This window comes from Vagococcus carniphilus (assembly GCF_014397115.1).
Lineage (GTDB): Bacteria > Bacillota > Bacilli > Lactobacillales > Vagococcaceae > Vagococcus > Vagococcus carniphilus.
In genome coordinates this window covers 1,860,004-1,886,279 of sequence record NZ_CP060720.1, presented here as the reverse complement: position 1 = coordinate 1,886,279, position 26,276 = coordinate 1,860,004, and the positions used below count along the sequence as shown (strand labels likewise).

General features: G+C 34.3%; 28 protein-coding genes and 1 other annotated feature. Of the genes, 25 read left to right on the top strand and 3 right to left on the bottom strand.

The features are described 5' to 3' along the window. Positions 1-100: 100 nt before the first annotated feature. Entirely contained in the window at positions 101-1,453 is a 1,353-nt protein-coding gene (locus H9L18_RS09240) for an MATE family efflux transporter (RefSeq protein WP_260590291.1), read from the bottom strand. 181 nt (positions 1,454-1,634) lie between these two features. Between H9L18_RS09240 and trxB the strand changes: the two genes are divergently transcribed. The 5 genes from trxB to thrB all read left to right on the top strand — a co-directional run bounded on the left by trxB (position 1,635) and on the right by thrB (position 7,075). After that, positions 1,635-2,552 (top strand): thioredoxin-disulfide reductase, encoded by a 918-nt coding sequence (gene trxB, locus H9L18_RS09235; RefSeq protein ID WP_126794841.1) that lies wholly within the window; start codon positions 1,635-1,637, stop codon positions 2,550-2,552. A gap of 194 nt (positions 2,553-2,746) precedes the next feature. Then, the gene (locus H9L18_RS09230) at positions 2,747-4,465 is read left to right on the top strand and encodes a phospho-sugar mutase (protein ID WP_126794843.1); all 1,719 of its coding nucleotides are present in this window, start codon (positions 2,747-2,749) and stop codon (positions 4,463-4,465) included. Positions 4,466-4,501: 36 nt separating this feature from the next. Beyond that, positions 4,502-4,807 carry an ArsR/SmtB family transcription factor gene (locus H9L18_RS09225; protein ID WP_126794845.1) on the top strand — a complete coding sequence of 102 codons (306 nt, stop codon included), beginning with the start codon at positions 4,502-4,504 and terminating at the stop codon, positions 4,805-4,807. A gap of 108 nt (positions 4,808-4,915) precedes the next feature. After that, complete coding sequence (locus H9L18_RS09220) at positions 4,916-6,196, top strand: homoserine dehydrogenase (protein ID WP_126794847.1); 1,281 nt, start codon at positions 4,916-4,918, stop codon at positions 6,194-6,196. Between the two features lie 15 nt (positions 6,197-6,211). Further along, positions 6,212-7,075, top strand: a complete 864-nt coding sequence (gene thrB, locus H9L18_RS09215; protein ID WP_126794848.1) for a homoserine kinase — start codon at positions 6,212-6,214, stop codon at positions 7,073-7,075. A 62-nt stretch (positions 7,076-7,137) separates the two neighbouring features. On the opposite strand, the gene yidC is transcribed toward thrB, so the two are convergent. Both yidC and H9L18_RS09205 read right to left on the bottom strand, forming a co-directional pair. Then, positions 7,138-8,055, bottom strand: coding sequence for a membrane protein insertase YidC (yidC, locus tag H9L18_RS09210; protein ID WP_126794850.1), 918 nt, complete (start codon positions 8,053-8,055; stop codon positions 7,138-7,140). A gap of 86 nt (positions 8,056-8,141) precedes the next feature. Further along, a complete protein-coding gene (locus H9L18_RS09205; protein WP_126794852.1) occupies positions 8,142-8,414 on the bottom strand; it encodes an acylphosphatase in 273 nt (90 codons plus the stop codon). A gap of 114 nt (positions 8,415-8,528) precedes the next feature. On the opposite strand from H9L18_RS09205, the gene H9L18_RS09200 reads away from it, so the two are divergent. The 20 genes from H9L18_RS09200 to H9L18_RS09105 all read left to right on the top strand — a co-directional run bounded on the left by H9L18_RS09200 (position 8,529) and on the right by H9L18_RS09105 (position 26,127). Continuing rightward, positions 8,529-9,290, top strand: coding sequence for a TrmH family RNA methyltransferase (locus tag H9L18_RS09200; protein WP_126794854.1), 762 nt, complete (start codon positions 8,529-8,531; stop codon positions 9,288-9,290). 118 nt (positions 9,291-9,408) lie between these two features. Next, positions 9,409-9,909 (top strand): HD domain-containing protein, encoded by a 501-nt coding sequence (locus H9L18_RS09195; RefSeq protein ID WP_126794856.1) that lies wholly within the window; start codon positions 9,409-9,411, stop codon positions 9,907-9,909. Between the two features lie 88 nt (positions 9,910-9,997). Beyond that, entirely contained in the window at positions 9,998-10,336 is a 339-nt protein-coding gene (locus tag H9L18_RS09190) for a winged helix-turn-helix transcriptional regulator (protein WP_126794858.1), read from the top strand. A 48-nt stretch (positions 10,337-10,384) separates the two neighbouring features. Beyond that, positions 10,385-10,593: a binding site (T-box leader), on the top strand. Positions 10,594-10,646: 53 nt separating this feature from the next. Further along, a complete protein-coding gene (gene pheS, locus H9L18_RS09185) occupies positions 10,647-11,693 on the top strand; it encodes a phenylalanine--tRNA ligase subunit alpha (RefSeq protein ID WP_126794859.1) in 1,047 nt (348 codons plus the stop codon). 4 nt (positions 11,694-11,697) lie between these two features. Next, entirely contained in the window at positions 11,698-14,112 is a 2,415-nt protein-coding gene (pheT, locus tag H9L18_RS09180; RefSeq protein ID WP_126794861.1) for a phenylalanine--tRNA ligase subunit beta, read from the top strand. A 203-nt stretch (positions 14,113-14,315) separates the two neighbouring features. Beyond that, complete coding sequence (locus H9L18_RS09175) at positions 14,316-14,720, top strand: zinc ribbon domain-containing protein (protein WP_126794863.1); 405 nt, start codon at positions 14,316-14,318, stop codon at positions 14,718-14,720. Positions 14,721-14,857: 137 nt separating this feature from the next. Then, positions 14,858-15,763 carry a YitT family protein gene (locus H9L18_RS09170; protein ID WP_126794864.1) on the top strand — a complete coding sequence of 302 codons (906 nt, stop codon included), beginning with the start codon at positions 14,858-14,860 and terminating at the stop codon, positions 15,761-15,763. Positions 15,764-15,982: 219 nt separating this feature from the next. Continuing rightward, positions 15,983-16,423 (top strand): MarR family winged helix-turn-helix transcriptional regulator, encoded by a 441-nt coding sequence (locus H9L18_RS09165; protein ID WP_126794866.1) that lies wholly within the window; start codon positions 15,983-15,985, stop codon positions 16,421-16,423. A 21-nt stretch (positions 16,424-16,444) separates the two neighbouring features. Beyond that, complete coding sequence (locus H9L18_RS09160) at positions 16,445-17,422, top strand: beta-ketoacyl-ACP synthase III (RefSeq protein WP_126794868.1); 978 nt, start codon at positions 16,445-16,447, stop codon at positions 17,420-17,422. Between the two features lie 28 nt (positions 17,423-17,450). Next, the gene (locus tag H9L18_RS09155; protein WP_126794870.1) at positions 17,451-17,696 is read left to right on the top strand and encodes an acyl carrier protein; all 246 of its coding nucleotides are present in this window, start codon (positions 17,451-17,453) and stop codon (positions 17,694-17,696) included. Positions 17,697-17,779: 83 nt separating this feature from the next. Continuing rightward, entirely contained in the window at positions 17,780-18,745 is a 966-nt protein-coding gene (fabK, locus tag H9L18_RS09150; RefSeq protein ID WP_126794871.1) for an enoyl-[acyl-carrier-protein] reductase FabK, read from the top strand. A 10-nt stretch (positions 18,746-18,755) separates the two neighbouring features. Continuing rightward, complete coding sequence (gene fabD, locus H9L18_RS09145) at positions 18,756-19,703, top strand: ACP S-malonyltransferase (RefSeq protein ID WP_126794873.1); 948 nt, start codon at positions 18,756-18,758, stop codon at positions 19,701-19,703. Then, positions 19,703-20,440, top strand: coding sequence for a 3-oxoacyl-[acyl-carrier-protein] reductase (fabG, locus tag H9L18_RS09140; RefSeq protein WP_126794875.1), 738 nt, complete (start codon positions 19,703-19,705; stop codon positions 20,438-20,440). The genes fabD and fabG overlap by 1 nt, the downstream gene beginning before the upstream one ends. Before the next feature lie 10 nt (positions 20,441-20,450). Continuing rightward, positions 20,451-21,689 (top strand): beta-ketoacyl-ACP synthase II, encoded by a 1,239-nt coding sequence (gene fabF, locus H9L18_RS09135; protein WP_126794877.1) that lies wholly within the window; start codon positions 20,451-20,453, stop codon positions 21,687-21,689. Positions 21,690-21,691: 2 nt separating this feature from the next. After that, positions 21,692-22,156, top strand: a complete 465-nt coding sequence (accB, locus tag H9L18_RS09130; RefSeq protein WP_126794879.1) for an acetyl-CoA carboxylase biotin carboxyl carrier protein — start codon at positions 21,692-21,694, stop codon at positions 22,154-22,156. Positions 22,157-22,166: 10 nt separating this feature from the next. Further along, the gene (gene fabZ, locus H9L18_RS09125) at positions 22,167-22,598 is read left to right on the top strand and encodes a 3-hydroxyacyl-ACP dehydratase FabZ (RefSeq protein WP_086342666.1); all 432 of its coding nucleotides are present in this window, start codon (positions 22,167-22,169) and stop codon (positions 22,596-22,598) included. A gap of 3 nt (positions 22,599-22,601) precedes the next feature. Further along, positions 22,602-23,960, top strand: a complete 1,359-nt coding sequence (locus H9L18_RS09120; protein WP_126794881.1) for an acetyl-CoA carboxylase biotin carboxylase subunit — start codon at positions 22,602-22,604, stop codon at positions 23,958-23,960. 20 nt (positions 23,961-23,980) lie between these two features. Continuing rightward, positions 23,981-24,859, top strand: coding sequence for an acetyl-CoA carboxylase, carboxyltransferase subunit beta (accD, locus tag H9L18_RS09115; RefSeq protein WP_126794883.1), 879 nt, complete (start codon positions 23,981-23,983; stop codon positions 24,857-24,859). Then, positions 24,849-25,640: an acetyl-CoA carboxylase carboxyltransferase subunit alpha gene (locus H9L18_RS09110; protein WP_126794885.1), complete on the top strand. Its 792-nt coding sequence runs from the start codon at positions 24,849-24,851 to the stop codon at positions 25,638-25,640. The genes accD and H9L18_RS09110 overlap by 11 nt, the downstream gene beginning before the upstream one ends. Before the next feature lie 154 nt (positions 25,641-25,794). Then, positions 25,795-26,127, top strand: a complete 333-nt coding sequence (locus tag H9L18_RS09105) for a metal-sulfur cluster assembly factor (protein ID WP_126794887.1) — start codon at positions 25,795-25,797, stop codon at positions 26,125-26,127. Positions 26,128-26,276 lie beyond the last annotated feature (149 nt).

Genomic DNA, 26,276 nt, shown 5'->3' with positions numbered 1-26,276 from the left:
CAAAAAATGTTATTTTAAAAAAAACTTAAAAAAATAAAAAGAGTTTTTACTAATCTAAAAATTAGTAAAAAACTCTTTTTTTCTATCATAAATCAAGATGTTAAGTAATATGGCCTTTAGACTTCCATACACCTGATTTCCAACGTTTAATCATCAAAATGGCACGTAGACCTTCATCAATTGTATAAGCCAACCAGACGCCGACTAACCCTAGATTAAGAGGAATGGCTAAAACGTATGAAAACGGAAGGCTAATAATCCATAAAACTATTAAACTACAAATTAATGGGAATTTCACATCACCAGTTGCATTTAATGAGCCAACCATTGTCATATTAATGGTCCGGCCAGCTTCTAAGAATATATCTACTAGAAAGACAATTTTGGCTATCGCAATAACTTCTGGATTATAAGTGAAAATGTGCATAATCGGTTCAATACAAAGCCACGTTACTATGGAAATTGAACTAGTGCAGAGTAACCCTAAAATAACGGTATTTTTACCACGTAGATAGGCTCTGTCGTATTCTTTAGCTCCAATGTTTCTTCCAATCATAATTTGATTTCCTTGGCTAAGAGAAGCTGCTATCAGGTAAATAAATTGTGTAATAGCTGTTACATATGATTTAGCAATCAACATATTTTGACCAAGTGACGCTACAATCATTGTTACGACAACTTGAGAAGCCGTATAAGATAAGTTCTCGCCAGAAGAAGGTAGACCAAGTGTTAAAATAAGTTTTAATTTCTCTTTTGAAAAGTCTTTAAATGAAAGTTTTAAAATATTAAAACCAACTTCTCGTTTTAAAATGATAAAAGCAATAAATAAAGCAACGGTGTTACTAACAACAGCTGAAATACCAAGTCCAGCTACTCCTAAATGAGGTAGACCAAAAGGACCGTATAAAGCAATATAATTTCCAATAAGAGCAAAAATTAAAGAGATAGTTGGTATGATAAGTGCTGCTTTTGTTTTTCCGTGGCTTCTTAAAGATGCAATAATCGCTGCGGAAATAGATGTTACAAACAAACTTGCTCCAAAGATACGAATATACGGAATACCAATTTCAACAATGTTATCAGGTAAATTCATGAAATAGAGTAGTTGCTCTGGAAATAAAACAAATATACTACTCAATATAAGACCAATTAAAAAAGAACCAATTAATCCAGTTGTTATAACTTCTTTAATTTGATCTTCCTTTTTGGCTCCAATTAATTGAGCAATGATGATTTGTACCCCAACGGTGATAAAACCATAAATAAAAACAGATAAGTTCAATAATTGATTGGCAGCCCCAACAGCAGCTACAGCTGGTTCTGAATGTTGCGAAATCATCCAAACGTTGATATTACCAATAAAAACCCTTAAAAACATTTCAATAAAAATTGGCCAACTTAGAAAGAATAATTCTTTGTTGGATATTTTATTTTTAGTAAAAAAATGACTGATATTTGTAACAAGTGAAATAGTTTTCTCCCCCTTTTTTCATTTATTCTTTAACAGTTTAGCGGTATTCTCAAATAAGTCAATTGTTTTTTACCTAATATCTTTTTTCAAGCAAAAGGATAGACAATAAATAGGGAAACAGTTAAAGTTATGTATGAACGAATCGTAATGGAGGTATGGATATATGTATGATGTAATAGTAATTGGAGCAGGACCTGGTGGGATGACAGCAGCCCTTTATGCCTCACGCTCAGATTTATCGGTTTTAGTTATTGAAAGAGGAGCTCCTGGCGGACAGTTAATGAATACTGCTGAAGTGGAGAATTATCCAGGATTTAACACGATTTTAGGGCCAGATTTAGCTATGAAAATGTATGAAAATTCATCTAACTTTGGTGCAACGCACACTTATGGAAATGTGACGCGTATTGAAAATGAAGGAACAATCAAAAAAGTTTACTGTGATGAGGAAGTTTATGAAGCAAAAGCCGTGGTTATTGCTTCAGGAAGCGATCATCGAAAAATTGGTATCAAAGGTGAAGAAGAATATGCCGGACGTGGTGTGTCTTATTGTGCAGTCTGTGATGGAGCGTTCTTTAAAGACCGTCATCTTTATGTAATCGGTGGTGGTGACTCAGCAGTTGAAGAAGGGATGTACTTAACACAATTTGCTAGCAAAGTAACCATTGTCCATAGAAGAGATGAATTAAGAGCACAAAAGATTTTACAAGATCGTGCGTTTAAAAATGAAAAAGTTGACTTTTTATGGAATAAAGTTCCTGTTGAATTTACAGGGGACGACAAAAAAATTACTGGAATCACATTAAAAGATACGAAAACAGATGAAGTTTCTCAAGTAGAAGCTGATGGCGTCTTCGTTTATGTTGGGTTAGATCCTTTAACTGAACCATTTAAAGACTTAGGCATTACAACTGAGGAAGGGTGGATTACAACAAATAATCGTATGGAAACAGCTATTCCTGGAATCTATGCTATTGGGGATGTTAGAGACACTGTGTTACGCCAAATCGCTACAGCTGTAGGTGATGGAAGTATTGCAGGGCAAGAAGTCTATAAATACATAACTGCTTTACAAGATTAATTAAAAAGCTATTTACGTGAAAATTGTTTTCACAGTAAATAGCTTTTTTTGCTGTAATTTTCAGAAGAAAGCTTAAGCTATTTTTATATTCATTAATTCAAAATATGTTTATTTGTTGATCCTTAAATTTTGTTTAGTCAACGCTTAGTAGAAGTGGTATAATTAAAGAGAATTAAAAAACAGAGGTGAAGAAGATGAGTTGGAAAGAAATTTATCAAGAATGGAAAAAATATGAAGCAATGGATGAATTAGTTGCTGAAAGTTTATTGAAAATGGAAAAAAATGAAAACGAATTAAAGGACGCTTTTTATGCTCCGTTAGAATTTGGAACGGCGGGTATGAGAGGTGTTATTGGTGCAGGAATTAACCGAATGAATATATACACAGTAAGGCAAGCAACAGAAGGTCTTGCTATGTTTATTGAAAATCTAGGGATGGAAGAGAAAAGACGTGGTGTAGCAATTGCATATGACTCTAGACATCAATCACCAGAATTTGCTATGGGAGCAGCAGAAACACTTGCTTCACATGGTATTACATCATATGTTTTTGAAAGTCTAAGACCAACGCCAGAACTATCATTTGCTGTTAGACACTTTAACTGTATTGCGGGAATTATGATTACAGCTAGTCATAACCCAGCTGAGTATAACGGCTTTAAAGTTTACGGAGAAGATGGAGGACAAATGCCGCCACAAGATGCTGATGCAGTGACAAAATTTGTACGCTCAATCAAGAATCCTCTAGCAATTGATTTTAAAGTTCAAGAAGAAGCTGGAGATTTAATCAATATTATTGGCGAAGAAGTTGATAGTGCTTATCTTGAAGAAATTAAATCAGTTTCAGTTGACCATGAGTTAATTAAACGTAGTGGAAAAGATTTAAAAATGATTTTTACTCCTCTTCATGGAACTGGAAAAATGTTAGGCGAAAGAGCTTTGAAACAAGCTGGTTTTGAAAGTTTTAAATTAGTTCCAGAACAAGCTATTGCTGATCCTAATTTTTCAACCGTTAAATCTCCTAACCCAGAAGAACATTCAGCGTTTGAATATGCGATTAAATTGGGCGAAAAAGAAAATGCTGATTTATTAGTGGCAACAGACCCAGATGCTGACCGTTTAGGGGCTGCTGTTAGAATGCCTGATGGAAGTTACCAAGTATTGACTGGAAATCAATTAGGTAGTATCATGGTGTACTATTTATTGAAAGCTCAAAAAGATCATGGGACTTTGTCAGATGATGCAGTTGTGCTAAAATCAATAGTATCTAGTGAATTACCAACAGCAATTTGTGAAAAATTTGATACTAAAATGGTTAATGTTCTAACAGGATTTAAATTTATCGCAGAAAAAATTAAAGAATATGAACAAGATCATTCTCAAAGTTTTGTTTTTGGCTTCGAGGAAAGTTATGGTTATTTAGTTCAACCATTTGTTAGAGATAAAGATGCTATTCAAGCTCTATTATTATTAGCTGAAATTGCAGCTTTCTATAAAGAAAAAGATCAAACACTTTATGATGCCATTGAAGCAATCTATGAAGAATTTGGTTATTTTGCTGAAAAAACAATTTCTGTTACGATGAGTGGTGTAGAAGGTGTAGAAAAAATTCAACAACTGATGAAAGATGTTAGAAGTAATATTCCAACTTCGTTTGCAGATGTTAAGGTTGATTTTTATGAAGATTATCAAACACAAACAAGAACTTACCTTTCTGGGAAAGAAGAAACAATCGAATTACCAACAGCTAATGTTTTAAAATTCTTCTTAGAAGATGGCAGTTGGATTGCGATCAGACCTTCAGGAACTGAGCCTAAGATTAAATTCTATCTAGGTGTTAAAGGTAGTAGCCATGCTGAAACAGCTAAAAAAGTTTCAGATTTCGAGCAAGCTGTCAGTCAATTTACTAAATAACAACTATTTATTTAATATAATGAAGTGGGGATGGCAATGACTATCGAAGGCGTGACAGAAGAGAATATCCAAAAAGTTAGTAAGTTTTTTAAAAGCATAAGTGATCCAACAAGACTTCGAATACTACTTGCTCTTTCTGAAGAAGAAATGAATGTGACAATGATTACTCAAAAATTAGGTATGGAGCAATCTGCTATATCACATCAGTTAAAGCTATTGAGAGAAAATTATTTAGTCAAATCAAGAAAAGAAGGTAAAACGGTTGTTTATTCTTTAGATGACCAACACGTTACTGATATTTTAATAGAGACGTTCCTTCATATGAGACACGTAGAATGCTAGCTATTTCAGTTTTCTCTGAAATAGCTTTTTTTTATGAACAAATTTCTGTATAATTAAAAATAGTATGAGATTAAAATGAGTTTTTTTTAATCAGAGAGGATGTTCTAAATGAGAGAATACTTAACTATTGGGATTTTAGGCTTAGGAACAGTTGGAGCAGGAATCCCCTTAATATTAGAAGAAAATAAAAAGAAAATGGAAACCATCTTAGGTATGCCAATAAAAATAAAGAAAGTTTTTGTTAGAAATATTGAAGCAAAGCAAAATCTAGCTCAAATATATGGAATTGAATTAACGACTTCTCTTGAAGAGATTGTTAATGACGAGTCAATTGATGTGGTTGTAGAAGTCATGGGAGGAACTACTTTTGCAAAAGAAGCCATAGAACAGGCTTTAAGAAATAAAAAACATGTTGTGACAGCAAATAAAGATTTAATAGCTCAATATGGGGAAGAACTTGTGTTACTGGCTAAAGAAAATCAGGTTTATTTGTATTATGAAGCAGCTGTTGCTGGAGGAATACCAATCTTAAGAACATTAGCAACAAGTTTAGCAAGTGATGATATTACAGGCCTATACGGCATCATTAATGGCACAACTAATTTTATGCTAAGTCAAATGGCTGAACAAGAATTGAGCTATGAAAAAGCTTTGGGCAAAGCTCAAAAACTTGGGTTTGCTGAAAGTGATCCAACGAATGATGTTGAAGGAATTGATGCAGCTTATAAAATGATTATCTTGACCAAATTTGCATTAGGCATGTCTCTTTCTTTAGAGGATATATCAATTCAGGGTATTTCTGATGTGACTTTAGAAGAGATTAAATTAGCTGATAAACTAGGCTATAAAATAAAATTATTAGGCGCTTTAAAAAGAGATGAAGTGGGAGTAGATGTTGAAGTTTGCCCGATTGGTGTTTCCAATAATCATCCTTTAAGTACAGTAGAAAATGAAATGAATGCTATATTCGTCGAAAGCACAGGAATTGGAGAATCAATGTTTTATGGGCCAGGAGCTGGAGCTAAACCAACCGCAACAAGTGTTGTAAGTGACTTAGTGACTATTGGAAAAAATTTAAAAAATCAAGCAAAAGTAAGTCAATTTAATGAATTGAGTGTAGAAAAAAAGTTGGTAGATAAATCACAAGTTGTTTCAAAAAGAATGCTTTTCTTACAAAGTAAATCCGAAGAATCTCAATTGAAAAGCATTCAATTATTTTTTGAAAAAGAAGGGATTGAGATTCGAAAAGTGACGGGGCAAGTGGAAAATTCTACGACGATTTATTCGATTATAACGGATGAAATGACAGATTTTTCTATCAAAAATTGTCAAGATAAGATATCAGAAGAATTATCAATTAATGTTTTATCGCATTATAAAGTATTGTAAAAAGGAGTAAACAAAATGAAAATACGCGTACCAGCTACTACGGCTAATTTGGGACCGGGGTTTGATTCATTTGGATTAGCGCTGACAATGTATTTGGAATTAGAGGTATTAGAAGAAACGAAAGAATGGGAGATTGAGCATGAGCTTGATAATATCCCACGAGATGAAACCAATTTAATTATTAAAACCGCTACACATGTTTGTCCTAATTTATCACCCCATCACTTAAAGATGACAACAGATATACCAACAGCAAGAGGTTTAGGAAGTAGTTCATCTGCGATTGTGGCAGGAATCGAGTTAGCTAATCAATTAGGTCATCTTAATTTATCAAAGGAAAAGATAGTTGAAATAGCAACAGAAGTAGAAGGCCATCCTGATAATGTAGCACCGGCTATTTTAGGAGGATTTGTGGTAGCCAATAAAATTGAAGAGCATATTTATTATACGCAACACAATTTTCCAGAGTGCGAACTCATTATAGCCATTCCTAACTACGAATTACTAACATCAGCAAGTCGTCAAGTTTTACCTGAAAGACTAACCTATGAATATGCTGTAGAAGCAAGTAGCATAGCTAATGTTGCATTAAGCTCTTTGCTATCTGGTAACTTAGAGCAAGCATGCTTCCTAATGGAACAAGATAAATGGCATGAACCTTTTCGAGCAGCACTAGTGCCGGAGTTAAAGAGAATAAGAGAAGAAAAGAATCAGTTAGGTTTTTATACGGCTCTCTTAAGTGGTGCTGGTCCAACGATTTTAATTTTATGTCCGAAAGAATCTTTAGTTAAAACAAAAAACTTTATAAAAGAAAAATTTAAAACTTTCGATATCCAACACGTCAGAGTTCAATCAACAGGGGTTGAGATAGTTGCCTAATGTTGGCGAAAATTTTCTAACAAACAAAAACGAGACTGACAATTAAGTCAGCCTCGTTTGTTTTATTTACGTTGTTGTTTCCCAGCATTTCGACCTGTACCATTATTTTTTGGTTTAGCAGGAGTTGCTTTTGCCTTAGGGGTAACATCTTTCACAGTTGGTTTAACTGCTTTAATTGGTTTTTTCGCTAATTGTTCAGCGATTTGTGCTTTAACTTTAGGTTTGTGGTAAAGGTTTGTAATCAATGATTGAATACAACTGAAAATACCACCGACTACCCAGTAAAGTGTTACACCAGCTGGCGCGTTGATTGAGAACATAACAATCATGATAGGTGACATATAACTCATCATCTTCATTTGTTTTTTCTGCTCAGGCGACATACCAATCATGCTGATATAACTTTGTAGGAAGTAACTAATACCTGCCAAAGCAACAAAGACAAGACTACGACTTCCTAAATCAATTCCTAAAAAGACAGATTCATTGATTCCAGGTGTAAATTTAGCAGCGTAGAAAAGGGCTGTAAAGATAGGCATTTGAATTAATAAAGGAAGACATCCCATGCCACCCATGATATTAATATCATTATCTTTATAAACTTGTTGTAAATCTTTTTGAGCTTCCATGCGCTCTTCGTTTGTAGCAGCAGATTTCATTCTTGCATTGATGTCATCAGTGTAAGGTTTGACAGCTGCCATTTTTTCTTGTTGAATCATTGATTTTTTCATTTGACTCAGGCCAAGTGGCATAATAATCAAACGAACGATGATTGTTAAGAGAATGATGGCTAAACCAAAACCAAGTCCCCAATCATCAGCTAAAAATTTAATCATACTACTCATTGGTTTAACTAAGAAGTTATAAACAAATCCTTCTCCAGTGGGATTACCAGACTTATCAGCTTTAACACAACCTGATAAGAAGATTAATAATCCGAATAAGCCAGATGTTAATATCCATCGTTTTAATCGTTTCATTTAATTCGTTCCTTTACTTTAATCTACACAAAGATTACTATATCTAAAATCATCTTATATTTCAATCTAAATATGAAATATATTTTTTAATAAGTGACAGCAAAATCATGATAATCTTCAAAATTAGCTGTTTCTTTTAAGTCTAAATGGTCAACATATCCAAATGGCGCCGGAGATTTTTTGATTTCTTCGATGAATTGTTTAACGACTGCTTCACTACCCATAGCTTCAATGTAAACATCACCATTTGCTTCATTTTTAACGATTCCTAAAACACCTAATTGATCAGCTACTATTTTAGTCATATATCTGAAACCAACACCTTGCACTCTTCCTGAAACCGTCATTGTTACTTTCATTAGCTTAACCTCCCAATTTATTTCATAAGTTATTATACCTTGAAAAATTAGGAATGAACAATCTGTCAATTTGGAAAAAATTTGTTATAATAAACGAGATTGCGAGGGATAACCGTGAAAATAATAGAATCAGCTAAAAATGATTGGATTAAACAAATAAAAAAATTAGAAAAAAAGAAATTTAGAGATTTAGAAAATAGATATTTAATTGAGGGAGAACATTTAGTAGAAGAAGCCCTAAATTATGGTGGAGATATTCAGTTTGTTTTAGTAACTGAAGAAAGTTTGCCTTCTTATGCGTATATTTTAGAAAAGATCGAAGAGGATAAAAAAGTTCAAGTGACTTATGAGGTTATCAAACACTTATCGACATTACCTAGCCCGCAACCTATTATGGCAATTGTTGGGAAGGAAAATAAAATAGCTACTACTAGGGTAACAAGTCACGTTCTTCTCTTAGATAACGTTCAAGATCCTGGAAATGTAGGAACAATGATTCGAACAGCAGATGCTGCTGGTTTTTCTAAAGTTGTCTTAGGAAAAGGGACTGCAGATGTTTACAGTCCAAAAGTCGTCAGATCAATGCAAGGTAGTCAGTTTCATATTAAATTAGAAGAAACTGAATTAATTGAAACAATTGCTGGACTGAGAGAAGAAGCTTACCAAATTTATGGAACTGAATTAAATGAAGAGGCTATTTCATTTAAAGATATTGAAAAGTCAGAAAAAATAGCGATTCTCATGGGAAATGAAGGCCAAGGTGTGTCAGCTGATTTACTAAAAGAAACGGATCAAAATATTTTTATTCCAATGAAGGGACATGCAGAATCACTAAATGTTGCAGTAGCCGCTGGAATTGTCATGTTTTCTCTTTAAAATATTACGAAATTATTAAGTCCGTCTATTAAGGTAGAAATCAAGAGAATTTCATGCTAAAATACATTAAAATGATTTATGAAATAGACATTTTATCGAAGGAAAGTGAAAGAGACCTATGACATTAGACTGGAAAAATGATATTGAATATTTAGAGTTAGTAGAAGATTTAATGTATACAGAAGACGTTCAAAGCTTATCAGCCTTTAAACAACATCGTTATTCAAACAGATTGGAACATTCAATTAATGTTTCTTATAGAAGTTTTTTATTAGCAAAAAAATGGAATGGTAACTTGAGAGCTACTGCTAGAGCAGGCCTTTTACATGACTTATTTCATTATGATTGGCGAACTGAAAAACAAGCAGAAGGTTCTCATGCTTACGCACATCCACGTGTTGCTTTAAGCAATGCCAAAAAATTAACTGAAATTTCAAAACTAGAAGAAGATATTATTGTGAAGCATATGTTTGGTGCAACAGTTGCACCACCTAAATACAAGGAAAGTTATATTGTAACTTTAGTTGATAAATATTGTGCTTGTGAAGAGGTTATTGTTCCTTTTTATCAAAGAGCCAAATTTAAAGCATCAACTTACTTTGGATTAGCAAATGTATAATGTTTGAGCCGACTTACTATGAATAGTCGGCTTTTTGATTTATAATTACGATGATACTTCAAATATTAACAATAAATGAGGTGAGATAATGGAAACATGTGAAAGTCGAAAATTTACCCTATGTCCAAAGTTTGAAAAAACTTTTGAAATTTTAGGAAAAAAATGGAATGGATTAATATTAGATGTTTTGATAGAAGATGGCCCGCAACGATTTGTAGAATTAGCAGGTAAAGTGCCAGAAGTTAGTGATCGTGTCTTAGTTGAAAGATTAAAAGAACTAGAAGAAAAAGGACTCGTAGATCGAACGGTATCAAACGAAGAAAAAAATCGTGTTGAATATAGCTTAACTACTAAAGGAACAGATTTAAAACCTGTCATGGACGAAATTAAGTCATGGGGTGAGAAGTGGGTCGATGTACAAGAATAATCTTGACCTGCGACTTAATATCTTGTAGTATTGAATGCAAGTAAATAATAAAAAACGTAAAGAGAAAAGAGTAACTTAGTTATTTTTCAAAAGGGAGACTTGTCACAGACTGAAAGCAAGTTGTTAAAGACCTAGGCGAAGTTCACTTCTCAAGTTGTTTATAGAACAGTAATAAACCGGTGAATTCATCGTTAACAAAAAGAGTGTACACTTTTTAAGTGTAAATGAGGATGGTACCGCGAGACATCGTTCCTTTTTATAAGGAATGATGTCTTTTTTTGTTGCTAAAAAAGAAAGGATGGAACAAAAAATGTCTTTAAAAGAAACATTGGAACAATTAAAAGAAGAAACATTGGCAAAAATTGGTTCGACACAAAACCTAGATCATTTGAATGAAATTCGTGTCCAAATTTTAGGTAAAAAAGGATCAATTACTGAAGTTTTACGTGGAATGAAGGATTTAGAACCAGAAATGCGTCCTGTTGTGGGAAGTTTTGCAAATGAGATTAGAGACCATTTAACAGAAGAATTGGAAGAGAAAAAAGCTGAATTAGAACAATTAGCTATTAACGAAGCGCTTGAAAAAGAAACGTTAGACGTAACACTTCCAGGAGATGAATTAAACACAGGAACACCTCATATTTTAACGCAAGTTATGGAAGAAATTGAAGATGTATTCTTAGGTTTAGGTTATGAAGTGATTGAAGGTTATGAAGTAGAGCAAGATCATTACAACTTTGAGCGAATGAACATTCCTCAAGACCATCCAGCTCGTGACATGCATGATTCATTTTATATTAATGATGATGTCTTGTTAAGAACACATACATCACCAATTCAAGCAAGAACAATGGAAAAACATGATTTTTCAAAAGGTTCATTGCGTATGATTAGTCCAGGGAAAGTTTTCCGTCGTGATAGTGATGATGCTACTCATAGTCATCAGTTCCACCAAATTGAAGGATTAGTTGTAGATGAAAATATTACTATGGGAGACTTAAAAGGGACTCTTGAAGTATTACTTAAAAAATTATTTGGTGAAGACCGTGAAATTCGTTTACGTCCAAGTTACTTCCCATTTACAGAACCTTCAGTAGAAGTTGATATTAGCTGTTTCAAATGTGGTGGCAAAGGCTGTAACGTTTGTAAGCAAACAGGCTGGATTGAAATTTTAGGTGCAGGTGTGATTCATCCACGCGTTCTTGAAATGTCTGGTATTGATTCAAATAAATATAGTGGATTTGCCTTTGGTTTAGGACCAGATAGAGTTGCTATGTTGAAATACGGTGTGAATGATATTCGTTATTTCTACCAAAATGATTTACGATTCTTAGAACAATTCAAAGTAAAGGGGTAAGAAAATGTTAGTTTCATATAAATGGTTAAAAAAATTAGTTGATCTTGAAAATATTACACCAGACGAATTAGCAGATAAAATGTCTCGTTCTGGAATTGAAGTAGAAGATGTTGTTATTCCTGAAGAAGGATTGAAAAAAATTGTCGTAGGTGACGTGAAAGAATGTGTCCCTCATCCTGACAGTGACCACTTATCAATCACTCAAGTGGATGTAGGTGAAGAAGAGTTATACCAAATCGTATGTGGCGCACCAAACATCCAAGCAGGTAAAAAAGTAATTGTGGCATTACCAAATTCTCGTATTACAGGTAATGTGAAAATCAAAAAAGGTAAAATGCGTGGTGAAGTATCATTAGGAATGATTTGTTCTTTAGAGGAATTAGGCTATTCAAATAGCGTTGTTCCTAAAGAATATGCAGATGGTATTTACTTCTTACCTGAAGAGGCGATTCCTGGTGAGCTAGTTTTCTCTTATCTTGAAATGGATGATGCAATTATTGAATTGTCAATTACTCCAAACAGAGCAGATGCACTAAGCTTACGTGGTGTAGCTCATGAAGTAGCAGCAATTTATGATCGTAAAACTAATTTCCCAACGAAAGAATTAGTTGAAGCAACAGACGACTCAATTAATGATTATGTGAGTGTCTCAGTTGCAGATGAAAAAGAAGTTCCAACTTACCGCATGCGTGTGATTAAAGATGTTACAATTCAAGAAAGTCCAATGTGGTTACAAACACTTTTAATGAATGAAGGAATTCGACCAATCAATAACGTAGTGGACGTTACAAACTATGTTCTTTTATTATTTGGTCAACCACAACATGCCTTTGATTATGATAAATTAGGTAGCAAAGAAATTAAGGTTCGTCGTGCAACTAACGAAGAAAAATTAGTAACATTAGATGAAGTTGAAAGAGAATTATCAACTGAAAACCTAGTGATTACAAATGGTTCAACACCAATTGCTTTAGCAGGTGTTATGGGTGGATTTGATTCAGAAATTACTGAAACAACTACAACAGTAGCACTGGAAACAGCTTTATTTGATCCAACCTTAACACGTAGAACAGCAAGAAACTTTGGGTTAGCTAGTGAATCAAGTAAGCGATTTGAACGTGGTATTAATACAGCAACAGTAGAAGAAGCAAGTAACTTTGCTGCTCAAATGATTGCTGAATTAAGTGGCGGGATTGTTGTAAAAGGTGAAGCTATTAGTAGTGATTACCAAAAAGAAGACGTTATTGTTTCTATTACTTTAAATAAAATCAATCGTTCATTAGGAACAGATTTATCTTTAGAAGAGGTTTCAACTATTTTTAATAGTTTAGGATTTGAGCATACGAAAGAGAATGAGACTTTTGTTGTTTCAATTCCTCCAAGAAGATGGGATATCTCAATTGAAGCTGATTTAGTTGAAGAAGTGGCTCGTATTTATGGCTATGATAACTTACCTTCAACTTTACCAAAAGGCTCATCAGTAGCTGGAAAATTATCAAAAAATCAACGTATCATCCGTCAAATTCGTCGTAGTTTAGAAGGTAAAGGATTAAATGAAGCAATTAGCTACATGCTAATGACACCAGAACTTGCAACAAAATTTGTTTTAGACAAACAAGACGTCGTAGCTCTTGATTTACCAATGAGTGAAGAACGTTCAACAGCAAGACAAAGTTTAGTACCAGGATTGTTAAAAAATGTTGCTTATAATCAAGCAAGAAAACAATCTAGAGTAGCCTTTTATGAAGTTGGAAATATCTTTGAATCTTTTGAAGGGCAAAGTTTACCAACAGAAACAAATCATTTAGCAATGGCAGTCTCAGGCGTATGGAATGCTAAAACATGGGATAGCCCAGCTAAAAATGTTGATTTCTATACATTAAAAGGAATTGTTGAAAATCTATTTAATATTTTAGGTCTTGAAGATGTTCTTTTTGTTCCATCAAAGGCTTATGCAGAAATGCACCCAGGAAGAACAGCGCAAGTTAAAGTTGGAGAAACAGTTATTGGATTTATCGGACAAGTTCATCCTCAATTTGCTAAAGAAATGGAAATTCAAGAAACTTACGTTTGTGAGTTTGATTTAGAAGCTATTTGTGATTTGACTAAAGAAGAACCAACTTATAAAGAAGTTGGAAAATATCCTTCTATTAAGAGAGATATTGCTTTATTATCTGATGCAGCTATTTCTAGCCAAGAAATAGTAGATGTGATTCAAGATAAAGGTGGCAAACATTTAGTTGATATTCATTTATTTGATGTGTTCCAAGGTGAAAAACTAGGGCACAACAAGAAATCTTTAGCTTATTCATTAACATTTAGAAATGATGAAGCAACTTTAGTGGATGAAGATGTGACTTCAGTTGTTGAAAAAATCAGTGCAGCTCTTGCTGAAGAATTAAATATTGAAGTGAGATAAAGTTAAATTAAAGCAGTAATCTTAAAAGATTAGGACAAAAATATTATATATTTTGTCTTAGTCTTTTTTTATGCTTAAAAAAAATCGTGGGAGGTATAATTGATTATTAAAAGGTTTAAAAATAATATAATAACGGATATTTTCAGTAGAGTGTTTGAAAGTTAAATGAATTGACGTATAATAAGATAGAAGGAAGTGATTGGATGAAGCGAAAAGGCAAATGGAAGGAAAAAATACTTTTTTTTATGCGAGATCGTTACGGACAAAATGACGTTTTGAATAAACATATTCTTTTTTTCGGGTTTCTTTCATTAGTCATTTATCCCTTTACTAATCATCTATTTTGGTTAGTTCTATCTTTGATATTATTATCCTATTCTTATTTTAGAATGTTATCTAAAAACAAATCAGCTAGAAAAAAAGAAAATGAGGCTTATCAAAAATGGTTAAGTCCTATTAGATTTCAATTTGTTAAATACAAGAATAGAGAGAACTACCGTTACTTGAAATGCCCTAATTGTAAACAAAAGATTCGTGTTCCTAGAAATCAGGGAGAAATTAGAGTGACTTGTCCTAAATGCAGTCATACTAAGGATATAAAGACATAAATGTTGATTTTAGTATTAAAGATTTATTTGATACATTAAACAGTGTTAAGAAATGAAGAAAAACGAGAGGTTTTTCTTTATTTTTTTGACTTTAGTTGTTACATTATTCAAGGAAGCAAAAAGAAGGAGGAAATAGAATGGGAAAAGTGAGAAGTGTATATGAACAAAATGAGATGATAAAGAAAATAATTATTGTCATTTTTTCAGGTGTTATTATGGGGATTGCCCTAAATATGTTTTTAATCCCAGCAAATGTTTTTTCAGCTGGTGTTAACGGGATTGCCCAATTAGTTTCAGGCATTTTAGAAATGTCATTTAATATGAATTTAGATACAGGGATTTTAATTTTTATTATGAATATTCCCATTGCTATTTTAGGCTGGGTGAAGCTAGGAAAGTCTGCAACAATTTATAGTTTACTAACTGTTGTCTCTGTAACAATCATGACATTGATTGTTCCTGTGATCGAAGTAACTGATAATCAATTGCTTAGCGGTATCGTCGGTGGTGTTTTAACAGGTGTAGCGGTCGGAATGACGATGAAGTATGGTTTTAGTACGGGAGGAATGGATATTGTTTCTCTTGTCTTAGCTAAAACGACAGGCAGAACAGTAGGCTCACTAATGTTAATTATTAATGCCTTTATCGTTGCATCAGCAGGATTTCTTTTTGATTGGGAGTCTGCTTTATATACGATTATTTCTATTTTCTGTACAACACAGGTAGTGGATACTATCCATACAAGCCATCAAAAAGTTACAGCATTTATTACAACTGCTAAACCAGATGAAGTGGTTCACTCTATTCAACAAGAATTGATTAGAGGAATGACTTTACTACCAGGTAAAGGTGCTTATTCAAAAAATAATGTATCAGTTATTATGATTGTAGTAACTAAATACGAATTGTACGAATTAGAACAAGCTACTTATATAGTCGATGAAAATGCCTTTATCAATATCGTTCCAACTCAAACCGTTTTGGGTAGTTTCTGGAATGAAGATCAACAAAAAGAAGCAAAACAAGTAATAAAAGGGAGTTAATCTCCTTTTTTACTTGTTTTTTTTATTGCTCAAAATACTTATTTGAAGCTGTTTTAATAAAAAATAAAGTTTTTTTATAAAAAAAGGTTGCAATTTTTTTAAGTTACCCATATACTTTGATTATCAAATCATTTGATTATCAAACTATTTTTCGTTGCTTTTTATTTTTTTTACCCATATACTTTGATTATCAAACTAAATAGTGAAAGAGGCATTTGTATGGATGAGAAAATAAATATCGTCAATGCCCAGCTAGTAAGAGTCTTTAATGACATTTTGACAATTGAAGAATCAGAACTTAAAAAGAGTCAGTTTTCTGATTTATCAATCAAAGAGATGCATACGATTGAGGCCATCGGTATGGGTGATAACAAAACAACAGGAGAAGTAGCAAAAACATTATCAGTAACAGTTGGGACACTAACAGTTGCTGTTAACAATTTGGTAAAAAAAGGATATGTGGATCGTGTTAGAAGCGATAGTGATAGACGAATTGTTCGTTTGAAACTAACGAATCGAGGTAGATTATTTTACCGCTCACATCAACACTTCCACAAACAAATGGTTGAGGCTGCTTTAGAAGATATGGCAGTTGAAGAAAAAGAAGCTCTTGTTCGAGGTCTTCAAAGTCTTCACAATTTTCTAAAGAAGTATTATTAGTCGAGTGAGGAGTTGTAAAACATGCATTTGTATCCTCAAATTACGAGGGTGGCAAAATACTTACCATCTAATATAGTAACAAATGATGATTTATCAAAAATTATGGATACAAGTGATGAGTGGATTACATCAAGAACAGGTATTAAAGAACGTCGAATATCTCAGCAAGAATCAACTGCTGATTTAGCGACTCAAGTTGGTTTAAAGTTAATTGAAGGAATAGAGATTGAAACGATTGATTTTATCATTGTTGCCACAATGACAGGTGATTACGGCACACCATCAACGGCTTGTCTTGTTCAAAGTAACTTAGGAGCTGATCAAGCCTTTAGTTTAGATGTTAATGCAGCCTGTTCAGGTTTTGTATTCGCCCTTTCCACCGCTGAAAAATTTTTATCAAGTGGAAAATATCAAAGAGGTTTAGTGATTGGTGCAGAAACAATGTCGACGATGCTTAATTGGGAAGATCGGAGCACAGCTGTCTTATTTGGAGACGGAGCTGCAGGTGTTTTACTTGAGAACACATCAAAGGAACCTAGGTTTATTGATGAGTTACTACGTTCTGATGGGACTAGAGGAATGGCTCTTTTTGCCAAGAAAAATCTAAATAACAATCCATTTAAATTACCTGATAAAGAAACATCAGAAGGAATGAAAATGGATGGGAAAAAGATTTTTGATTTTGCTTTAAGAGACGTCTCAAAAAACATCATAGAACTACTCGAGAAAAATCCAGATTTTTCAAAAGAACTTGATTATTGTTTAGCTCATCAAGCTAATAGTCGTATTTTAGAGGCTATCTCTAAAAAAACAAAAATTGCTAATGAGAAATTTTTGAGTAACGTTCATTTTTATGGCAACACTTCAGCAGCATCTGTTCCACTTTTATTAGTCGATGAGATTGAAAAGGGAACCTTAGTTCTAGGAAGTCATCAAAAGGTGATAATGACCGGTTATGGAGCCGGCTTAACTTGGGGCAGTATTTTACTAAAATTATAATTAAAACATTATCGGAGGAAAATTTATTATGACAACATTTGAAAAAATTCAAGAAATTATTGTGGATCAATTAGGTAAAGAAGAAGAGGAAGTACAATTAACAACAAACTTCCGTGAAGAATTAGAAGCAGATAGCTTAGATTTATTCCAAATCATGAATGATATTGAAGATGCATTCGAAGATTCAGATGTAAAAATTGAAACTGACGAAGGTCTAAACACAGTTGAAGATCTAGTTAAGTTCGTTGACAAACAAATAGAAGCAAACAAATAAGAAAAGAAAGAATCAAAAGAAAATAGCTATAAAGTCACTGACTTTATAAGCTATTTTTTTAAGACACTAAAGAGGGTGAATAAATGAAGAAATCAAGAATCTGTGACATGTTAGATATCGATTATCCCATTTTTCAAGGAGCAATGGCTTGGGTAGCAGAAGAAAAATTAGCAAGTGCGGTGGCCAATGCAGGAGGATTAGGATTAATTGCCTCAGGACACGCGCCAAAAGAAATTATTAAAGAAAAGATAGATATTGCGAAACAATCAACGGATAAAACATTTGGCGTTAATATTATGTTAATGTCTCCATTTGTGGAAGATATTGTTGATTTGGTAATTGAAGAAAAAGTTAAAGTGATTACAACAGGAGCAGGTTCTCCTGGAAAATACATGAAACGCTTTAAAGACGCAGGAATTATTGTTATTCCAGTTGTTGCTTCAGTTGCTCAAGCAAAACGAATGGAAAAAGAAGGGGCAGACGCGGTAGTTGTGGAAGGTATGGAAGGTGGCGGACATATTGGTAAGTCGACAACGATGACCTTGGTTCCACAAGTAGTTGATGCCGTTTCAATCCCAGTTATTGCAGCTGGTGGTATTGGAGATGGTCGTGGTGTTGCAGCAGCTTTAATGTTAGGTGCTGAAGCCGTTCAATTAGGAACTAGATTCTTAGTGTCTACTGAATCAATTGCTCATGATAACTTTAAAGAAAAAGTTGTTAAAGCAAAAGATATCGATACAGTTATTACTGGCCTTTTAACAGGGCATCCTGTTCGTGGTTTAAGAAATAAATTAACAAAAGAATTTGAAAAAGCAGAACGTTTTGAAGGTGGCCAAGAAAAACCTGACTTTGAACGTTTAGAAGATTTAGGTAAAGGCGCGTTAAAACGAGCTGTAATTGATGGAGATACAAAAAACAGTTCAATGATGGCCGGTCAAATTGCCGGTTTAATTAAAACAGATACCCAAAGTTGTTCAGACATTATCCAAGAGTTAATGACAGAAACAAAAACAGTTCTAAACGAACGTTCTCAAATTTGGGGTGCTTAAGGAGTAACTTATGAAAATAGGATTTGTATTTAGCGGTCAAGGAGCACAATATCTTGGCATGGGCAAAGAATTTTACGAAAATTCAGACACTTTTAAAAATAGAATAGATCAAGCAAGTGATATTTTAGGTGTAGATTTAGCTCATATTATGTTTGAGGAAGAAGAAAAATTAAATCTAACAGAATATACGCAACCGATTATCTTAGCGATTAGTGTCGCTATTTCAGAAATGGTAAAAAGTAAACTAGCTTTTAAGCCATCCGTTTGTGCGGGACTTAGTTTAGGCGAGTATACAGCTCTTGTGGAAAGTGGCTCTTTAAGTTTCGAGAAAGCAGTGGCACTCGTAAATAAGAGAGGCAAGTTGATGCAAGAAGCAGTACCTGCTGGAGTTGGGGCTATGACTGCAGTGATGGGGGCAGAACGAGACGTAGTTGAAAAGGCTTGTCTTGAAGCTTCTAAAGTTTCAGGTGTTTACCCAGCTAATTACAATATGCCTGGTCAAATAGTTATTGGTGGTTTTAAAGAAGGCGTTGAAGAAGCGACAAAACTTTTAAAAGAGGCTGGCGTGAAACGTTTAATTCCACTTAAAGTTAGTGGACCATTTCATACACCTTTATTAGAGGAAGCTTCTATTAAACTTAATTTGCTCTTAAAAGAAGTGTCGTTTGAAGAGATGTCGATTCCTGTTATAACAAATGTAACTGGTAAAGAGATTTCTTCTCAAGCAGATATTATTGATACATTAACGAAACAAGTCATGTCACCTGTTTATTTTGAAGATTGTATCAAAACGATGATTGACTCAGGAGTCGAGCTTATTATTGAAATCGGACCTGGAAAAACATTATCTAGTTTTATTAAAAAAATTGATAAAACTATGACAACTAAACATGTGGAAGATACGAAAACAATGGAAAAATTAATCGCTTTTTTCCAAAAAGATGAGGGAGGACTTTAATTTTGTTAAAAGAAAAAACAGTAGTCATTACTGGAAGTTCTCGTGGAATTGGTCGCGAGTTAGCTCTTCAATTTGCTAAAGAAGGAGCTAATATTGTTTTAAATGCAAGAAAAGAAATTGATCCGGAACTAATTGAAACAATCGAATCATATGGAGTGAAAACACATGTGATTTTAGGAGATATTCAGTATTTAGAAGAAGCAAAAAAATTAATCAGCGGAGCAAAAGAAGCATTTGGTTCAGTTGATGTTTTAATCAATAATGCGGGAATTACCCGTGATATGTTACTTATGCGAATGAAAGAAGAAGAGTTTGATTCAGTTATTAACGTGAACTTAAAGGGAACGTTTAATACAATTCAACAAGCTTCAAGTCTAATGTTAAAACAAAAATCAGGTACGATTATTAATCTATCTAGTGTGGTTGGTTTAACAGGAAATGCAGGACAAGCAAATTACGCAGCTAGTAAGGCTGGAGTTATTGGTTTGACTAAATCAGTGGCTCGCGAGTTAGCGTCAAGAGGTATTACATGTAATGCGATTGCTCCTGGATTTATTGAAACGGAAATGACAGATGTTTTAAGTGAGAAAGTTAAAGAAGCAACGATTGCTCAGATTCCTTTGAAAAAATTAGGAAGCGTTGAAGATATAGCAAGAACTGCTGTCTTTTTAGCAACAAATAAATATATTACAGGTCAAGTCATCAATGTTGATGGTGGCATGGTGATGAATGGCTAGGAGGCAAAACATGAGAAGAGTCGTTGTAACAGGAATGGGAGCAGTCACTCCATTAGGAAATACAGCAGAAGAATTTAAGCAAAATATCATGGCTGGGAAAAATGGTATTGCCAAAATTTCACATTTTGATGCAACTGAAACAGGCATTACCGTTGCCGCAGAAGTAAAAGATTTTGACCCAACTCTTTATATGGAGAAAAAAGAAGCAAAACGAATGGATATGTTTTCTGTTTACGGCATTGCAGCAGCTACTCAAGCTATGGCAGATAGTAAACTTTCAGCAGAAACAATCGATGTCGATCGTTTAGGTGTTATCGTCAGCTCAGGCATCGGCGGCATGAAAACAATCCAAGACCAAGTGATTAGAATGGATAAAAAAGGTCCAAAACGTGTGGCACCTTTCTTTGTTCCAATGGCAATTGGTAATATGGCAGCTGGTAACATTGCGATAAAAGTTGGAGCAAAAGGAATCTGTACGTCAATTGTAACAGCTTGTGCTTCAGCGACAAACGCAATTGGAGAAGCTTTCCGTAATATCAAACATGGCTATTCTGATGCGATTTTAGCAGGTGGAGCAGAAGCGACTATTTGTGAGATTGGTATTTCTGGTTTCGCTGCGTTAACGGCATTAACACCAGCAACCGATCCAAATCGCGCATCAATTCCTTTTGATAATGAACGTAGCGGATTTGTTATGGGAGAAGGAAGTGCTGTTTTAGTTTTAGAAGAATTAGAACATGCTTTAAACCGTGGTGCTAAAATCTACGGAGAAGTGGTTGGCTATGGTTCAAACTGTGATGCTTTCCATATTACAAGTCCAAATCCAGACGGCTCAGGAGCAGGTAAGTGTATGCTTCAAGCAATGGATGAAGCGGGTATTTCAGCTAAAGATGTTAGCTACGTTAATGCCCATGGAACAAGCACGCCAACAAATGACGGTGCTGAAACAACGGCAATTAAATATGCTTTAGGTGAAGAAGCTTCTAATATTCCTATTTCTAGTACGAAAAGTATGGTAGGGCACTTACTTGGAGCAGCTGGTGCAGTTGAAGCGATTGCTTGTTTAGCTGCTTTAGAAGAAGATTTTGTTCCACCAACAATTGGCTTAGAAAAACAAGATGAAGCCTGTGATTTAGATTATGTTCCTAAAACAGGAAGAAAGCATGAAGTTGAGTATACCTTAAGTAATTCATTAGGCTTTGGGGGACATAATGCAGTCATTTGTCTGAAGAAATGGCGAGGTGAGTAACAGTGAACTTTTCAGAAATTAAAGAGTTACTTGAATTGTTTGAATCAAGTTCTATCAGAGAAATGGATTTGAAAAAAGAAGATCTTTCTCTTTACCTCAATAAAAACGAGATGAGTCGTCAAGTAGTAACTGAGACTCAAGCTACACCTAAAATAGAAAAAACTCAACCGAGTGAGGCTGAAGCACCTGTTAAAGAAACAGTGGCTGTAACAGAACAACCAACTGAGGCTCAAGGTGAGACAGTTAATGCTCCGATTGTAGGAGTTATCTATACAGCAAGTGATCCTTCTGCGCCTGCTTTTGTTCAAGTGGGAGATAAGGTGAGTGTTGGAGATACACTTTGTATTATTGAAGCAATGAAAATTATGAATGAAGTAAAAAGTGATGTAGCAGGAACTGTTACAGAAATATTAATCGAGAATGAAGATGTCGTTGAATTTGGCCAAGCCTTATTCCGCATTTCTTAGGAGGATAACTATGCAATTAAATGTACAAGAAATTATGGAAATTATTCCAAACCGTTACCCAATTATGATGGTTGATAAAGTAACTGAATTAGAACCAGGTAAATACGTTAAAGCCATTAAAAACGTAACTTATAACGAAAGTTTCTTCCCGGGTCATTTCCCAGGAGAACCTGTTATGCCAGGCGTTTTAATTTTAGAAGCACTAGCTCAAACTGGCTCAATTCCTTTACTAAAAAGTGAAGAATTCCAAGGTCAAACAGGTTATTTAGGTGGTATTGATAAAGTAAAATTCCGTCAAAAAGTAGTGCCTGGTGATGTGTTAGTAATGGAAATGGAAATCATCAAACAAAAAGGTAATATCGGTGTGGGTAAAGCAACTGCTTCAGTTGAAGGTAAAAAAGTTTGTACAGCGTTGATGACATTTATTATCGGAGCGAAGTAGACCATGTTTAATAAAGTTTTAATTGCCAACCGAGGAGAAATTGCCGTAAGAATTATCAGAGGCTGTCGTGAGTTAGGAATTAAAACAGTGGCGATCTTTTCAGAAGCAGATAGAGAAGCCCTTCATGTGGAAATGGCAGATGAAGCTATCTGTATTGGACCTGCCAAAGCAACTGATTCTTATCTCAACATGCACTCTGTTTTAAGTGCTGCAATAGTGAGTGGAGCTGAAGCAATCCATCCAGGATTTGGATTTTTAGCAGAAAACAGTTTATTTGCTGAAATGTGTGAAGAATGCCAAATCAAATTTATTGGACCGATGCCTGAAACCATTGATTCAATGGGAAATAAAATTAACGCTAGAAAACTAATGATAGCAGCCAACGTTCCAGTCATTCCTGGAAGTGAAGGCGAAATATCAACTCTTCAAGAAGCAAAAGAAATTGCTAAAGAAGTTGGTTTTCCGATTATGTTAAAAGCCGCAGCTGGTGGAGGCGGAAAAGGAATTCGAAAAGTCCTAGAAGAATCTGAACTTGAAAAACAATTCCAATCAGCTCAACAAGAAGCTTTAGCAGCGTTTGGTAATGGCCAAATGTATATTGAAAAAGTAATCTATCCAGCTAGACACATTGAAATGCAAATTTTAGGTGATCATCATGGAAACATCATTCATTTAGGTGAAAGAGATTGTTCTCTTCAACGAAGTAATCAAAAAGTATTAGAGGAAGCACCAGCTTTTGGTCTTCCAGCTGATTTAAGAGAGAAAATGGGAGAAGCCGCTTTAAAAGCTGCTCAAGCAGTTCAGTATGAAAATGCTGGAACCATTGAATTTCTAGTTGATTTAGATAATAATTTCTATTTCATGGAGATGAACACAAGAATCCAAGTTGAGCATCCAGTTACTGAAATGATAACCGGTGTTGATATTGTTAAGTGGCAGTTAAAAATAGCTTCTGGTGAAGAATTAACATTGAAACAAGAAAATATTACCTTAACAGGTCACGCCATAGAATGTCGAATCAACGCAGAAAATCCTGCTTTTAATTTTGCCCCATCACCTGGAACTGTTCAAAATTTACTTTTACCAAGTGGCGGGATAGGATTAAGAGTGGATAGTGCGATGTATAACGGTTATACGATTCCACCTTTCTATGATTCAATGATTGCTAAAGTGATTGTTCACGGAGAAGATCGAATGGAAGCTTTAGCTAAAATGCAAAGAGCTTTATCAGAACTGGTTACAGATGGTTTAGTGACTAATCAAGAATTTCAACTAGATTTGATTACTCATCCAGATATTATAGAAGGAAAGTATGACACTAGTTTTTTACAAGAAACATTTTTACCAACATGGAAGAAATAAAATAGGTGAGGAGGAGAGATATGGGCTTATTTAAAAAAAGGGAATATATTCGTATCACTCCGTCCCAACAAGAAAAACAAGACAGTACTCAACAAAAACCTTTCGTTCCAGATGGTACTTGGGAAAAATGCCCAAGTTGCCACAAACCACTTCATAAAAAAGAATTGGGTGAAGAAAGAACGTGTCATCATTGCGGATATGGTTTTCGGATTGGTGCCAAACAAAGATTAGATTTAATTGTTGACGAAAACAGTTTTGAAGCATGGGATACAGATATTGCATTTAAAAATCCAATTAACTTTCCAAATTATGAAGAAAAGCTTAATAAAGCAAAAGAACTAACTGGACTTGATGAAGCTGTTCTAACGGGAAAAGCATCAATCAACGGACTAGAAGTTGTGATTGGCATTATGGATAGTCGTTTTATTATGGGAAGCATGAGCAGTGTTGTCGGGGAAAAAATCACACGAGCTTTTGAAAAAGCAACGGATTTAGGCTTACCAGTGATTATGTTTACCGCTTCAGGTGGCGCTAGAATGCAAGAAGGAATTATGTCCTTAATGCAGATGGCTAAAATCTCAGCAAGTGTGAAACGTCATAGTGAAGTAGGACTACTATATATAACAGTCTTAACTGATCCAACAACAGGTGGAGTGACCGCTAGTTTTGGTATGCAAGGTGATATTATTCTAGCAGAACCTCAAACCATGATTGGTTTTGCTGGAAGACGAGTGATTGAGCAGACTATCAGACAAAAATTACCAGATGATTTCCAAAAAGCTGAGTTCTTACTAGAGCATGGTTTTGTTGATAAGATTGTCCCAAGAAACGAATTAAAAGAAACATTAGGCTTTTTATTAATGTTTCACACAAAAGGAGTGACAATCGATGAGTCGTAAGAAAACAGCCAATGACATTGTTAAATTAGCAAGAGATGCCAAAAGGCCGACTTCTTTAGCTTATATTCATCAGATTTTTGATTCTTTTATGTCGTTTCATGGTGATCGTTATTATGGAGATGATGAGGCCGTTATTGGTGGGATTGCTTTACTAAATAACCAACCAGTAACTGTCATTGGTATTCAAAAAGGAACCACGTTAGAAGAAAATATTGCGACTAATTTTGGTTCTCCCAGTCCTGAAGGGTACCGGAAAGCTCTACGTCTGATGAAACAAGCTGAAAAATTCAATCGCCCCGTCATTAATTTTGTTAATACACCAGGTGCTTTTTGTGGTATTGAAGCAGAAGAAAGAGGCGAAGGAGAAGCAATTGCTAATAATCTTTATGAGATGAGTCAGTTAAAAGTACCAATTATTTCAATTTTTACCGGTGAAGGCGGAAGCGGTGGTGCCCTTGCTCTAGGTTTAGCAGATGAAGTCTGGATGTTAGAAAACAGTATCTACTCAATTCTTTCTCCAGAAGGATTCGCTTCAATCCTATGGAAAGACAGCTCAAGAGCCGAAGAAGCAGCTGAAATCATGAAATTAACATCCTATGACTTAAAGGAATTAGGCGTGATTGAAAAAGTGATTGAAGAAACATCAGATGATGAAGATCTGTCACTAGAAGACATTAGCCGAAAAGTTAAAATTGAATTAATAGATAAGCTGAAAGAATTAGAAAAATTAGATGTAGAAACCTTATTAAATCAACGATACGAAAGATTTAGAAAGTTTTAAAAGTCAAAAAAGAGTGAGATAGCTCTTTTTTGACTTTTTTTGGTAAATTTGAGGTATAATACAATCAATGATAAAAAATAAACTGAAATAAAGTTTGTTTACAAATGAACTTAACTCAGTTATTATGAAGATGATTTGAGAGGAGTGCTGATAAATGAGCGAAAAATGGACCGATGCACAATTAGAAGAAATTAAAGACGATATTTTATCAACTTTGGAAACGGTGATTGACCCTGAGTTAGGGATTGATATCGTAAATCTTGGACTTATATATGAAGTAAACTTAGATGATACTGGCTATTGTGAGGTTAAAATGACCTTAACAACAATGGGATGCCCATTAGCAGACGTGATCACAGAACAAATCCACGAAGCAATTAAAGAAGTGGATGAAGTAAAAGAAGTTGAAGTGAAACTTGTGTGGTATCCTGCATGGACGACTGATAGAATGAGTCGATATGCTAGGATTTCGTTGGGAATTAAGTAGTTCCATAAAATAATTAAATAAGAGCTCTCTAAATATTCTGTTTAGTTCAGATTATTTAGAGAGTTTTTTTTACAAAATCATAATTCTCATTAGATATTAGTTCCTTATCATTTGCATGAATTGATTCTTACTGTTATAAAGAACATATG